Here is a 12831-nt window from a genome sequence, read left to right on the forward strand (position 1 = left end):
ATGCAGGGCCTCGCCGTTTCCCTCGGGCGCCGCCGGGTGCCGCGCCGGCTGCCCTGGCCGGTGCTCGTCGCCCTGGCACCGGCGAGCGCCTTCCTGCTGGCCTTCTGGTTGCTGCCATTGACCCACCTGCTGGTCCTCGGCGCCCGCCCGGACGCCGCCGGCAGCTCCGGCTACTGGCAGGTGCTGACCAGCGCCGGCTATCTGTCCGGACTGGCCCAGACGGTAGCCCTGGCCGCCGTCACCACCCTGGCCACGCTGCTGGTGGCCGGCATCGCCGGCTGCTTCCTGGCGCGCCATGCCTTCCCTGGACGCAGCCTGCTGGTGGCCCTGCTGACCTTTCCGCTGGCCTTTCCCGGCGTGGTGGTGGGCTTCCTGATCATCCTGCTGGGCGGTCGCCAGGGTCTGTTCGCCAGCCTTGGCCGCGGCCTGTTCGGTGAGCCCTGGGTGTTCGCCTATTCACTGTTCGGACTGTTTCTCGGCTATCTCTATTTCTCCATTCCGCGGGTGATCCTCACGGTGATGGCGGCCTGCGAGACCCTCGATACCAGTCTGGAAGAAGCCGCCCGCTCCCTGGGCGCCGGGCTCTTCGCCGTGGTGCGCGATGTACTGATCCCCGGCCTGACCCCGGCGCTGCTGTCCAGCGGCGCGCTGTGCTTCGCCACCGCCATGGGCGCCTTCGGCACCGCCTTCACCCTCGGCACGCGCCTGGCGGTAACGCCCATCGCCATCTACGACACCTTCACCAACTTCGCCAACTTCGGCGTCGCCGCGGCGCTCTCCATGGTGCTCGGCCTCGTCACCTGGCTGGTCCTGCTGCTGGCCCGGCGCCTCGGCGGTGTCCAGGGAGACCTGCGATGAATCGCCCCCTGCGTTTCTGGCTGCAACTGCTGTTCACCCTGCTGGTGGCGGCCTTCCTGCTGGTGCCGGTGCTGCTCTCGGTGCTGGCCGGCCTCACTCGCAACTACTTCCAGGGCCTCGCCAGCGGCCTCACCCTCGACTGGGTGATCCAGGTTTGGCAAGCCTATGCCCCCACCGTCTGGTTGTCGCTGCAACTGGCGCTGGGCACGGCGGCCCTCGCGGTCGTGCTCGGTGTCCCCGCGGCCTATGCCCTGGTACGGCTGGACAACCGCTTCGCCCGCGCCTTCGAGGAATTGCTGGTGTTGCCGGTGGCCATGCCCGGTTTCGCCTCGGCCCTGGCGCTACTGCTGACCTACGGCCATCTCGGCGGCTTTCGCCGCAGCCCGGCGATCATCCTGGTCGGCCACCTGCTGTTCACCCTGCCCTTCCTGATCCGTCCGGTGATGGCGGTGCTCAGGCGCAGCCACCTGCCGCTGCTGGAAGAAGCCGCGGCCAGCCTCGGCGCCGGTCCCTGGCGGCGCTTCTTCGGCGTGGTGGTGCCCAATGCCCGCGCCGGCATCCTCGCCGGCAGCCTCATGGTGATCACCCTCTCGCTGGGGGAATTCAACCTCACCTGGATGCTGCACACGCCGCTGACCAAGACCCTGCCGGTGGGCCTGGCCGACAGCTACGCCTCGGCGCGGCTGGAGGTGGGCTCCGCCTACACCCTGATCTTCCTCTTGCTGATCGTGCCGCTGCTGGTCGCCCTCCAGGCCCTCAGCACCCGCCTCTCCCGTGGAGCCCTGCGATGACCCAAGGTACCGCCGTCCGCCTGCGCCACTGCGCCAAGACCTTTGCCGGGGGCCGCCAGGTGCTGCAGCCCCTGGACCTCGACATCCACCCGGGCGAGACCCTGGTGTTCCTCGGTCCGTCCGGCTGCGGCAAGACCACCACCCTGCGCCTGATCGCCGGCCTGGAGCAGCCCGATGCCGGCGGCCAGGTGCTGTTCGACGACCGTGACGTCACCGCCCTGCCCATCGAGCGGCGCGACGTCGGCATGGTGTTCCAGAACTACGCCCTGTTTCCCAACCTGGACGTGGCCGGCAACATCGCCTACGGCCTGAAGATCCGCGGCCTGCCGCGCGCCGAGCGCGATGCCCGGGTCGCCGAATTGCTGGCCATGATGCAGCTGGAGGCCCTGGCCGACCGGCGCATCCAGCAGCTGTCCGGCGGCCAGCGCCAGCGCGTCGCCCTGGCCCGTGCCCTGGCGCCACGGCCGCGGGTGCTCTTGTTCGACGAACCCCTGGCGGCGCTGGACGCCCAGCTGCGCGAGCAGTTGCGCGCCGACATCGGCGCCCTGTTGCGCGAACTCGGCACCACCGCGGTCTATGTCACCCACGACCAGCAGGAAGCCCTGGCCCTGGGCGATCGCATCGTGGTGATGGGCGAAGGCCGCATCGCCCAGATCGGCACCCCGACGCAGATCTACCAGCGCCCGGCCAGTCGCTTCGTCGCCGGTTTCGTCGGCCAGCTCAATCGCTTCGAGGTGCGCAGCCAGAGCGGCGCCGAGGTGGCAGTCGCCGGCGGTCGCCTGCCCTGGAACGGCCAGGCCAGCACCCTGTTCTGTCGCCCGGAACACCTGGAACCGACCCCGACGCCCGCGCACCTCACCGGCATCCTGGTCGGGCAATTCTTCCAGGGCGCCCATTCGCGGCTGCTGGTGGAGGTGGGCACCGGCCAGCCGCTGCTGGTGGACACCGCCCAGCCCCTGCAGGCGCAACCGGGCGACCTGCTGCACCTGAGCGTGCGTCCCGACGCGCTCTTCACCCTGGCTTCCTAGGAGACCCCATGCACGCGCCCTTCCTGCTGGCCCAGCTCAGCGACCTGCACATCAAGGCCGGCGGCCGGCTGTCCTACGGGGTAGTCGATACCCTCGGCGCCCTGCGCCTGGCGGTGGACCGCCTCAACGCCCTGCAACCGCGCCCGGATGCCCTGGTCATCACCGGCGACCTGGTGGACTTCGGCACCCCCGAAGAATACGCCACCCTGCGCGAGGTGCTGGCCGAGCTGACCATGCCCTTCTTCGTCATCCCCGGCAATCACGACGACCGCGCCGCCCTGCGCGCCGCCTTCGCCGATCACCCCTATCTGCCGGCCCAGGGCACCCTGGACTGGCAGCAGGACTGCGGCCCGCTGCGGATGATCGGCCTGGATACCCATATTCCCGGCGAGCACGGCGGTCGTCTCGATGCCTCTCAGCTGGCCTGGCTCGACGACCAGCTCAGCCAGGCGCCCGCGCAGCCGACCCTAGTGCTCCTGCATCACCCGCCCTTCCCGGTCGGCATCGGTCATATGGATCGCATCGGCCTGGACGGCGGCGCCGAGCTGGAAGCCGTCATCCGCCGTCATCCCCAGGTGGAGCGGCTGCTTTGCGGGCATCTGCACCGGCTGATCCAGCGCCGCTTCGGCGGCACCCTGGCCTGCGTCTGCCCAGGCGTTTCGCACCAGGTCGACCTGGACCTGCGCGAAGCGGCGCCGTCGCGCTTCCGCCTGGAGCCGCCGGGACTGCTGCTGCATCGCTGGGCGGACGAGGCCCTGGTGACCCACCATCTGCCGCTGGGCAACTACCCCGGGCCCTACCCCTTCTTCGCCGCCGATGGCCAGTTGCTGGACTGACACCGGCGGCCGCCCCGTTTCGGGTTCTCGGGTAGCAAAGGGCCCCAGCGGCGACCCAGAGCGGTGCAAAAGGTAACGGCGGCCACCAGGCGCTCAGGCTCTCAACCCAGCACTGGTGCGCCTTGCCCTCCCTGGCATGGCCCTTGCTCTGGCAGATTGGATACAAAAATCCAGGAAGCCAGCCATGCCGCTCTCCGCCCTGTCCCGCTCCGCCGCCCTGAGCGCCGAAGAAGAGGCCTATCGCCACCTGCTGCAGGCCATCTGCGCCGGGCGCTATCGCAACGGCGAGCGCCTGATCGCCGAGGACATCGCCACCACCCTGGGCATGAGTCGCATGCCGGTGCGCAGCGCCTTCCAGCGCCTGGCCGCCGAGGGCCTGGTGATCCTCCGGCCGCACCGCGGCGCGGTGGTCAGCGGGCTGGACCTGGACGACATGCGCGAGGTGTTCGAGATGCGTGGCGCCCTGGAAGGGCTGGCGATCCGCCTGGCCACGCCCCATGTCGGGCCGCGCGAGATGACCCGCCTGGAACGCCTGTTGGAAGACCTGGACGACGAGCAGGAACCCGGCGCCTGGGTCGCCCAGCACCGCGCCTTCCACGAATACCTGTGCAGCCTGGCCGGCCGCCCGCGGCTGCTGCGCCAGATCAACGGCCTCTACGCCCTGATCGAGCCGCACATGCAGCTCTGGCTGCACGCCGACCGCCCCCAGTCGGCGCGTGACGAACACGCGCCCATCCTTGCCGCCCTGCGCGCCGGCGATGCCGCCGAAGCCGAGCGGGTGTTGCGCGAGCACATCGAGGGCACGGTGCCCGACCTGCTGACCTTTATCGAACGATCGGGCGACCAGACCCGACCTGAGCCCCCGCGTTGAGCCATCCGCCCTGCCAACCCTCGTCCTTCCGGAGAAGACCATGACCCGCCACCGGCTTTCCTGCAGTCTGCTCGCCCTGACCCTCGTCGCCGGCTTCACCCAGGCCGCACCCCAGATCCCCGACCGCCTGGCCAAGGCGTCCAAGATCACCTATTGCGGCGCCCTCGATACCCCGCCGATCGGCTTCTTCGACGAAGCCCAGAAGCCCAAGGGCCTGACCGTCGACCTTGGTGCCGAGATCGCCAAGCGCCTTGGCGACAAGAAGGTCGACTGGCGCGTGGTGCCCTTCTCGGGGCTGATCCCCGCACTGCTCGCCGGTCAGTGTGATGTGCTCATCGACCAGCTGTTCGACAAGCCCGAGCGCCGCCAGGTGATCGACATCGTCAACTACATGTATTCCAGCCAGGCAGTGGTGGTGCCCAGCGGTAACAAGGCCGGCATCCACACACTGGACGACCTCGCCGGCAAGAAGGTGGCGGTGCTCAATGGCTCCACCATCCGCACCCTGCTCGACGCCCACAACGAAGAGCTGAAGAAGGCCGGCAAGACCCCCATGAAACTGGTGGCCTACAACAGCGACACCGACGCCTTCCAGGCCCTGCGCCTGGGCCAGACCGACGCCTACGGCACCACCGTGGAAACCGCCGCCTACTACCAGGGCGTGGCGCCCGGCCAGTTCGAGACCGGCGTGCCGGCCTTTGCCCGCATCCTCACCGGCGTCGGCGTGCGCAAGGACGACAGCCAGCTCAGCGCCGCCATCACCCAGATCCTCGCCGACATGAGGGCCGACGGCAGCTACGCCACCCTCATGGCGAAGTGGCACCTGGAAGGCGACAAGCTCGATTAAAGGATGGCCACGATGAACTTCAGCTGGGATGTGTTCTGGCAGTACCTGTTGCACCCGAGCGACGTCTACCTCTACGGCCTCTGGCTGACCTGCGTCATCGCCATCGGCGCCATGCTGCTGGGCTGCGCGCTCGGCCTGCTGGCGGCACTGGCACGGCTGTCGCGGTACCGGGCGCTGCAATACCCGGTGCGCGGCTATGTGTGGCTGATGCGCGGCACGCCACTCCTAGTGCAGATCGTCTTCCTCTACACGGCCCTGGCTGCCGGCGGCATCTTTCGCTTCGAAGACCTCGACCTGGGTTTCCTGGTGATCCCGGGCAACATCCAGGCCGCCATCATCGCCCTGGGTCTCAACGAGGGCGCCTACATGGCCGAGATCATCCGCGCCGGCATCGGCGCGGTGGATCGCGGGCAGTACGAGGCGGCCCGCTCCCTGGGCATGACGCCAGCCAAGCTGATGCGCCGCATCGTGCTGCCCCAGGCGCTGCGGGTGATCATTCCGCCGCTCGGCAACGAGTTCAACGTGATGCTCAAGAACACCACCCTGGTCAGCGTCATCGGGGTGCAGGAGCTGCTGCTCAGCACCCAGATGATCACCTCGGCGACCTTCCGCGTCTTCGAGCTGTACCTGGTGGTCGCCATCTACTTCCTGGTCCTCACGACACTGTGGGGGCTCTTCCAGTCCTGGCTGGAGCGGCGCTTCGGCAAGGCCGACGGTCAACGACCCACCGCCACCGGCCGGCTGTTCAGCCTGCTGGGCTTCAAGCTACGGGGACGCTAGCCATGACGACCACGCAAGACGTTGTGATCCAGGCGCTGGAGGTACACAAGGCCTTCGGCGAGCTGGACATCCTCAAGGGCGTGACCCTGGAGGTGCGCCGAGGCGAGGTGGTGGTGCTGATCGGCGCCTCCGGCTCGGGCAAGACCACCTTCATCCGCTGCCTCAACCTCCTCGAAGACATCCAGGGCGGCACCATCCGCGTCAACGGCGAGCTGATGGGCTTTCGCGAACGTCCCGACGGCCGTCGGGTGCGGGATTCGGAGCGCAACATCGCCCGCCGCCGCCGCGACATCGGCATGGTATTTCAGAGGTTCAACCTCTTCCCGCACATGACGGTGCTGGAAAACATCATCGAGGCGCCCATCCAGGTGCTGAGCGTGGCGCGGGCTGTCGCCGTGGAGCAGGCACGCGCCCTGCTCGCCCGAGTGCGCCTGTCCGACAAGGCCGATCACTATCCGGCGCAACTCTCCGGCGGCCAGCAGCAGCGTGTCGCCATCGCCCGCGCCCTGGCGATGAAACCCCAGGCCATGCTGTTCGACGAACCCACCAGCGCCCTCGACCCGGAAACCGTTGGCGAAGTGCTGCAGGTAATGAAGGAGCTGGCCGAAGACGGCATGACCATGGTGGTAGTGACCCACGAGATGGGTTTCGCCCGCGAGGTGGCCGACCGCGTGGTGGTGTTGCACCAGGGCGAGCTGATCGAAGAAGGCCCGCCGGCCCAGGTGTTCGGCAACCCCACCCATCCACGCACCCGCGAATTCCTCAGCCGCGTGCTCTAGACCGGAGACTTTCATGACTGTTCGTCCCCTGCTGGCCGCCCTCGCCCTCTGCCTGACGCCCCTGGCTCAGGCCGCCGAGTCCGAGGTGCGCTTCTACAACTGGTCGGACTACATAGGTCCGGACACCCTCAAGCAGTTCACCGAGGCCAGCGGCGTCCAGGTGCGCTACGACGTCTTCGACACCAACGAGATGCTCGAAGCCAAGCTGCTGTCCGGCCACTCCGGCTATGACCTGGTGGTGCCGTCCAACCAGTTCCTCACCAAGCAGATCAAGGCGGGCGCCTACCAGCCGCTGGATCGCAGCCGGCTGCCTAACTGGCAGCATTTGGATCCACGGCTCATGCAGCGCCTGGAAGCGGCCGATCCCGGCAATCGCTACGCCGTGCCCTATCTCTGGGGCACCGTAGGCATCGGCTACAACGCGGCCAAGGTCCGCGCCGCCCTGGGCGATGGCGCCCCGGTGGATTCCTGGGACCTGCTGTTCAAGCCGGAGAACCTGGCCAAGCTCAAGGGCTGCGGCGTGGCCCTGCTCGATGCGCCGCAAAAGGTCTTCGCCCAGACCCTGCACTACCTGGGCCTGGACCCCAACAGCCAGAAGCCCGAGGACTACCGCAAGGCCTCCGCGCTGCTGCAGCAGCTCAAGCCGTCGGTGACCTATTTCAGCTCCAGCAAGTACATCACCGACCTGGCCAACGGCGACGTCTGCGTGGCCATGGGCTATTCGGGCGACGTCATGCAGGCCCAGAGCCGCGCCAGGGAAGCCGGCAAGACCAGCGACGTGCGCTACGTGATCCCCAGGGAAGGTGCCAATCTCTGGTTCGACATGCTCGCCATCCCCAAGGACGCCAAGAACCCCAAGGGCGCCGTGGCACTGATCGACTACCTGCTGCGCCCCGAGGTGATCGCCCCGGTCAGCGACTATGTCGGCTATGCCAATCCCAACCGCGACGCCACCGCCCTGCTCGATGCCAAGGTGCGCGACAACCCGGGCATCTACCCCAGCGAGGCCATCGCCGAGCGCCTCTACGTCTCCGCCGACCTACCGCCGCAGATCCAGCGGCTGATGACCCGCGAGTGGACCCGCATCAAGACCGGACAATGACCCCGAAGAGCCTGCCATGCTGAATTTCTCTGCCCACGACTACCCCTACGCCTCGCAACGCCAGAGCGTCTTCGCGCGCAATGGCATGGTCGCCACCTCCCAGCCGCTGGCCGCCGAAGCCGGCATCACCATGCTGCGCCAGGGTGGCAACGCCATCGATGCGGCCATCGCCACCGCCGCGGCCCTGACCGTGGTGGAACCTACCGGCAACGCCATTGGCGGCGACGCCTTCGCCCTGGTCTGGGTCAAGGACCAGCTGCACGGCCTGGACGCCAGCGGCCATGCCCCGGCCAGCCTCGACATCGCCACGGTCAAGGCCGCCGGCCACGAGCGCATGCCGGTGCACGGTTGGCTGCCGGTCACGGTGCCGGGCTGCCCCGCGGCCTGGGCCGAGCTGTCGCGCCGCTTCGGCAAGCTGCCCTTCGCCACCCTGTTCGAACCCGCCATCGCCCTGGCCCGGGACGGCTTCCCGGTGTCGCCGGTGGTCGCCCACCAGTGGCGTATCGCCCAGGCCGAGTACCAGGCCAGCCGGGACCAGGCGCCCGAGCTTGCAGCCTGGTTCGACACTTTCCTCATCGACGGCCAGGCGCCGTTCGCCGGCCAGCTGTTTCGCAACCCCGCCCAGGCCCGCACCCTGGAGGAACTGGCACAGACCCGCTGCGAGAGCTTCTACCGGGGCGCCATCGCCAAGCGCCTGGCGGACCATGCCGCGGCCAGCGGCGGTCACCTGACCACGGCGGACCTGGCCGGCTACCAGCCGCGCTGGGTGGAGCCGATCAAGGTCGACTACCGTGGCTATCAGGTATGGGAGATTCCGCCGAGCGGCCAGGGCCTGATCGCCCTCATGACCCTGAACATCCTCAAGGGTTACGACTTCGACCAGCGCGACAGCCAGCTCACCTGGCACCGCCAGCTGGAGGCCATGAAGAAGGCCTACGCCGACGGCCTGCACTACATCACCGATCCCGAGCACATGAGGGTCGCCGCCAGCGTCCTGCTGGACGACGCCTACGCCGACCGCCGCCGCGCCGAGATCACCGACCAGGCCCAGCCGCCGCTGCATGGCGATCCCCAGGCCAGCGGCACCGTCTACATCGCCACCGCCGATGGCGAGGGCAACATGGTGTCCTTCATCCAGAGCGCCTACCACGGCTTCGGCTCTGGCGTGGTCCTGCCTGACAGCGGCATCGGCTTGCAGAATCGCGGCTCGGAATTCAGCCTGGATGCCGGGCACTCCAACGCGCTGGCGCCGGGCAAGCAGACCTTCCACACCATCATCCCGGGCTTCCTGAGCAAGGGTGACGTGCCCATCGGCCCCTTCGGCGTCATGGGTGGCTATATGCAGCCCCAGGGGCATGTGCAGATGGTGATGAACCTGGTGGACTTCGGCCTGAATCCCCAGGCGGCGTTGGACGCGCCGCGCTGGCAGTGGCTGGGGGACATGAAGGTCGGCATCGAACAGGCCGCTTCGCGGGCCCTGGCCAGCGGCCTGGCGCGGCGCGGTCACCAGATCGAGATCGCCCACGACTCCACCGATTTCGGCCGCGGCCAGATCATCGTCCGCGATCCGGAAACCGGCGTGCTCTGCGGCGGCACCGAGCCGCGCGCGGATTCCCATATCGCGGTCTGCTGACCGCCGGGAAGGCCCCGCCCGGGTCCGGGCGGGCTATCCGTCAGAGCGCGATGCCGGCCGCCCTGGCCCGCGCCGCGTGCAGCTTGCGATAGCTGTCGATCAGCCGCAGGTGCTTGTCGAGGCCTTCCAGCTTGAGGCTGGTGGGCGTCAGGCCAGGGAAGCGTACCTCGCCCGAGACCGAGCCCAGGGCAGCGTCCAGGCGTTCGTTGCCGAACATCCGGCGGAAATTGACTTCGAAGTCGGCCAGTTCCAGTTCGTCGTCCAGCTCGACTTCCAGCACCGCATTGAGCGCCTGGTAGAACAGGCCGCGCTCCAGGGTGTTGTCGTTGAACTGCAGGAAGGTCTCCACCTCTTCCTTGGCCTCTTCGAACTGCTGCAGCGCCAGATGGATGAGCAGCTTGAGCTCCAGCAGGGTCAGCTGGCCCCAGACGGTGTTCTCGTCGAACTCCACGCCGATCAGGGTGGCGATGCGGGTGTAGTCGTCCACTTGGGTATCGTCCAGGCGTTCGAGCAGGGACTCCAGGGCCGCATCGTCCAGCTGGTGCAGGGTGAGGATGTCCTCGCGCACCGCCAGCGCCTTGTTGGTGTTGTCCCAGATCAGGTCCTCGACCGGATAGATCTCCGAATAGCCCGGCACCAGGATGCGGCAGGCCGGCGCGCCCAGTTCCTCGTACACCGCCATGTAGGCTTCCAGATCCCGTTCGGCGAGGATGCCGAACAGGGTGGCGGCCTCCTGGGCGGTGGAATCTTCGCCCTCATGGGAGAAATCCCAGTCGACGAAGTCATGGTCGGCCCTGGCGCTGAAGAAGCGCCAGGAGACCAGGCCGCTGGAGTCGATGAAGTGCTCGACGAAGTTGTTCGGCTCCATCAGCGCCTGGCTTTCGAAAGTTGGCTGTGGCAGGTCGTTGAGGCCCTCGAAGCTGCGGCCCTGCAACAGCTCGGTGAGGCTGCGCTCCAGGGCGATCTCCAGGCGCGGATGGGCGCCAAAGGAAGCGAACACCCCACCGGTGCGCGGATTCATCAGGGTCACGCACATCACCGGGAATTCGCCGCCCAGGGAGGCATCCTTGACCAGCACCGGAAAGCCCTGGGCCTCCAGGCCGCGGATGCCCTCGACGATGGCGGGATAGCGCGCCAGCACCGCCTCGGGCACGTCGGGCAACGCCAGTTCGCCTTCCAGGATCTCGCGCTTCACCGCCCGCTCGAAGATTTCCGACAGGCACTGCACCTGGGCTTCGGCCAGGGTGTTGCCCGCGCTCATGCCGTTGCTGAGGTAGAGGTTCTCGATCAGGTTCGAGGGGAAATACACCACCTCGCCATCGGACTGACGTACGAAGGGCAGCGCGCAGATGCCGCGTGCCACGTTGCCGGAATTGGTGTCGTGCAGGTGCGAGGCGCGCAGTTCGCCTTCCGGGTCGTAGATCTTGCGGCAATGGCGGTCGAGGATTTCCCGGGGCAGCGCATCCTTGGGACCCGGCTGGAACCAGCGCTCGTCGGGGTGGTGGACGAAGGCCGCGTTGCCGATGTCCTCGCCCCAGTACTGGTCGTTGTAGAAGAAGTTGCAGTTGAGGCGCTCGATGAACTCACCCAGGGCCGAGGCCAGGGCCGCTTCCTTGGTCGCGCCCTTGCCGTTGGTGAAGCACAGCGCCGACTGCACATCGCGCAGGTGCAGCGACCAGACGTTGGGCACGATGTTGCGCCAGGAGGCGATCTCCACCTTCATGCCCAGGTTGGCCAGGATGCCGGAGAGCTTGGCGATGGTCTCTTCCAGCGGTCGGTCCTTGCCGGGAATGTAGGTCTCGCTGCCGGTATCGCTGGGCAACAGCAGGGCCTGGGCGTCGGCGTCCAGACTCTCCACCGCCTCGATGATGAAGTCGGGACCGGCCTGCACCGCCTTCTTCACCGTGCAGCGGTCGATGGATCTGAGGATGCCCTGGCGATCCTTGTCGGAGAGATCCGCGGGCAGCTCGACCTGAATCTTGAAGGTCTGCTTGTAGCGATTCTCCGGGTCGACGATGTTGCTCTGCGCCAGGCGGATGTTGTCGGTGGGGATGTCGCGGGTCTGGCAGTAGAGCTTGACGAAATAGGCCGCGCAGAGCGCCGAGGACGCCAGGAAATAGTCGAAGGGCCCCGGGGCGGAGCCGTCACCCTTGTAGCGGATGGGCTGATCGGCGATCACCGAGAAGTCGTCGAACTTGGCCTCGAGCCTCAGGTTGTCGAGAAAATTGACCTTGATTTCCATGCACAGCATTCCGGTTTGGAGACAGATTGGCCGCCATTATCCGGACAAAGGGGCGCGGGCGATATGCAGGCCGTCGTTCCGTGGACCACGGGGCAGGCCTCGTCAGTCGCTAGTCCAGCAGAAAGGTGCCGTCTGGATACCGTGCGCAGAGGAAGTCGACGAAGGCCTTCACCTTGGGGCTCTGCAGTCGTCGCGAGGTGTGCAGCACCCAGAGTTCGGTCTCACCGGCGAGGGTGCCCCAGCGCCTGAGCGCGCCTTCGTCCAGCTGACGTTGCACCAGCGAAAGCGGTAATAGCGCCGCACCCGCCCCGGCCAGTACCGCCTCGCGGATGGTCAGCAGCGAAGTCAGCTGCAAGACCGGCTGGGGCAGGAAGCGCTCCCCATCCTCCGTCAGTGTCCAGACCTCGCCCTCGCGCTGGCCGGGCATGACCACCGCAGGCAGAGGTGCAGGTTCGGCGCCAGACGCGAGAGGGCCTTCGAGGCCCGGCGCAGCGACCAGCACCCGGCGGTCCCGGGCGAAGCAGCGACCCACCAGGGTGCTGTCGGGCGCGGGGTTGATACGAATGGCCAGGTCGAAGTGTTCCTCCACCAGATCGGCCAGGCGATCCTCGGCCACCACCTCGATGAGGATCTCGGGGTACTGCCGCCGGAAATCCGCACTCAGCCGGCCCAGCGCCACCTGGGAGAACAGCAGCGGCGCCGCGATGCGCAGCCGCCCGCGGGGTACGGCCACGCCCTCCTGCACCGCGGCCACCGCCTCCTGAATCTCGCGCAGCGGCCCCAGGGTACGGGCCGCCAATTCAGCACCGGCAGGCGTTAGGACGAGGCTGCGCCCGCCGCGCTCGATCAGGCGTATCCCCAGCGCCTCTTCCAATTCGGCCAGCCGCCGCGACAGGCTGGCCTTGGGTCGGCCACTGGCACGACTGGCCTTGCCAATGCCGCCATGAGTGGCGATGAGCTGAAAATCGGCCAGCAGGCTGAAGTCCATCAAGCTGTCTCAATAATGGAACGGTATGTCCCTATCCTAGCGGCTATTGGCCTAAGGTGGGACGACTTAAGGTGGC

Annotated in this window: 12 protein-coding genes; 10 read left to right on the plus strand and 2 right to left on the minus strand. The window is 67.8% G+C overall.

What is annotated here, in order from left to right:
• The 10 genes from BMZ43_RS07285 (at position 1) to BMZ43_RS07330 (ending at position 9525) form a co-directional block, all read left to right on the plus strand.
• Positions 1 to 858 (plus strand): ABC transporter permease, encoded by an 858-nt coding sequence (locus BMZ43_RS07285; protein ID WP_093251752.1) that lies wholly within the window; start codon positions 1 to 3, stop codon positions 856 to 858.
• Positions 855 to 1649, plus strand: a complete 795-nt coding sequence (locus BMZ43_RS07290; RefSeq protein ID WP_093251760.1) for an ABC transporter permease — start codon at positions 855 to 857, stop codon at positions 1647 to 1649. Before BMZ43_RS07285 ends, BMZ43_RS07290 begins: the two co-directional genes overlap by 4 nt.
• A complete protein-coding gene (locus tag BMZ43_RS07295; protein WP_093251763.1) occupies positions 1646 to 2677 on the plus strand; it encodes an ABC transporter ATP-binding protein in 1032 nt (343 codons plus the stop codon). Before BMZ43_RS07290 ends, BMZ43_RS07295 begins: the two co-directional genes overlap by 4 nt.
• Before the next feature lie 8 nt (positions 2678 to 2685).
• Entirely contained in the window at positions 2686 to 3513 is an 828-nt protein-coding gene (locus BMZ43_RS07300) for a phosphodiesterase (protein ID WP_093251766.1), read from the plus strand.
• A 184-nt stretch (positions 3514 to 3697) separates the two neighbouring features.
• On the plus strand, positions 3698 to 4384 hold the full coding sequence (locus tag BMZ43_RS07305; RefSeq protein WP_093251773.1) for a GntR family transcriptional regulator: 687 nt from the start codon (positions 3698 to 3700) through the stop codon (positions 4382 to 4384).
• A gap of 40 nt (positions 4385 to 4424) precedes the next feature.
• On the plus strand, positions 4425 to 5231 hold the full coding sequence (locus BMZ43_RS07310; protein ID WP_093251777.1) for an ABC transporter substrate-binding protein: 807 nt from the start codon (positions 4425 to 4427) through the stop codon (positions 5229 to 5231).
• A gap of 12 nt (positions 5232 to 5243) precedes the next feature.
• Positions 5244 to 6011, plus strand: coding sequence for an amino acid ABC transporter permease (locus BMZ43_RS07315; RefSeq protein ID WP_093251782.1), 768 nt, complete (start codon positions 5244 to 5246; stop codon positions 6009 to 6011).
• Between the two features lie 2 nt (positions 6012 to 6013).
• Entirely contained in the window at positions 6014 to 6790 is a 777-nt protein-coding gene (locus tag BMZ43_RS07320) for an amino acid ABC transporter ATP-binding protein (protein WP_093251787.1), read from the plus strand.
• 13 nt (positions 6791 to 6803) lie between these two features.
• Positions 6804 to 7892 (plus strand): polyamine ABC transporter substrate-binding protein, encoded by a 1089-nt coding sequence (locus BMZ43_RS07325; RefSeq protein ID WP_093251792.1) that lies wholly within the window; start codon positions 6804 to 6806, stop codon positions 7890 to 7892.
• A gap of 16 nt (positions 7893 to 7908) precedes the next feature.
• Complete coding sequence (locus BMZ43_RS07330) at positions 7909 to 9525, plus strand: gamma-glutamyltransferase family protein (protein WP_093251795.1); 1617 nt, start codon at positions 7909 to 7911, stop codon at positions 9523 to 9525.
• Positions 9526 to 9565: 40 nt separating this feature from the next.
• Here BMZ43_RS07330 and BMZ43_RS07335 read toward each other — a convergent pair whose 3' ends face one another.
• The gene (locus BMZ43_RS07335) at positions 9566 to 11767 is read right to left on the minus strand and encodes an OsmC domain/YcaO domain-containing protein (protein ID WP_093251798.1); all 2202 of its coding nucleotides are present in this window, start codon (positions 11765 to 11767) and stop codon (positions 9566 to 9568) included.
• A gap of 109 nt (positions 11768 to 11876) precedes the next feature.
• Positions 11877 to 12755, minus strand: coding sequence for a LysR family transcriptional regulator (locus tag BMZ43_RS07340; protein ID WP_093251801.1), 879 nt, complete (start codon positions 12753 to 12755; stop codon positions 11877 to 11879).
• Positions 12756 to 12831: the final 76 nt, after the last annotated feature.

Source organism: Pseudomonas sp. Snoq117.2, from assembly GCF_900110545.1.
Lineage (GTDB): Bacteria > Pseudomonadota > Gammaproteobacteria > Pseudomonadales > Pseudomonadaceae > Chryseomonas > Chryseomonas benzopyrenica.

Coding starts and splice junctions, on each gene's coding strand:
- BMZ43_RS07330 (WP_093251795.1), top strand. CDS start 7,909: ATGCTGAATTTCTCTGCCCACGACTACCCCTACGCCTCGCAACGCCAG.
- BMZ43_RS07290 (WP_093251760.1), top strand. CDS start 855: ATGAATCGCCCCCTGCGTTTCTGGCTGCAACTGCTGTTCACCCTGCTG.
- BMZ43_RS07320 (WP_093251787.1), top strand. CDS start 6,014: ATGACGACCACGCAAGACGTTGTGATCCAGGCGCTGGAGGTACACAAG.
- BMZ43_RS07285 (WP_093251752.1), top strand. CDS start 1: ATGCAGGGCCTCGCCGTTTCCCTCGGGCGCCGCCGGGTGCCGCGCCGG.
- BMZ43_RS07325 (WP_093251792.1), top strand. CDS start 6,804: ATGACTGTTCGTCCCCTGCTGGCCGCCCTCGCCCTCTGCCTGACGCCC.
- BMZ43_RS07295 (WP_093251763.1), top strand. CDS start 1,646: ATGACCCAAGGTACCGCCGTCCGCCTGCGCCACTGCGCCAAGACCTTT.
- BMZ43_RS07310 (WP_093251777.1), top strand. CDS start 4,425: ATGACCCGCCACCGGCTTTCCTGCAGTCTGCTCGCCCTGACCCTCGTC.
- BMZ43_RS07315 (WP_093251782.1), top strand. CDS start 5,244: ATGAACTTCAGCTGGGATGTGTTCTGGCAGTACCTGTTGCACCCGAGC.
- BMZ43_RS07300 (WP_093251766.1), top strand. CDS start 2,686: ATGCACGCGCCCTTCCTGCTGGCCCAGCTCAGCGACCTGCACATCAAG.
- BMZ43_RS07340 (WP_093251801.1), bottom strand. CDS start 12,755: ATGGACTTCAGCCTGCTGGCCGATTTTCAGCTCATCGCCACTCATGGC.
- BMZ43_RS07305 (WP_093251773.1), top strand. CDS start 3,698: ATGCCGCTCTCCGCCCTGTCCCGCTCCGCCGCCCTGAGCGCCGAAGAA.
- BMZ43_RS07335 (WP_093251798.1), bottom strand. CDS start 11,767: ATGGAAATCAAGGTCAATTTTCTCGACAACCTGAGGCTCGAGGCCAAG.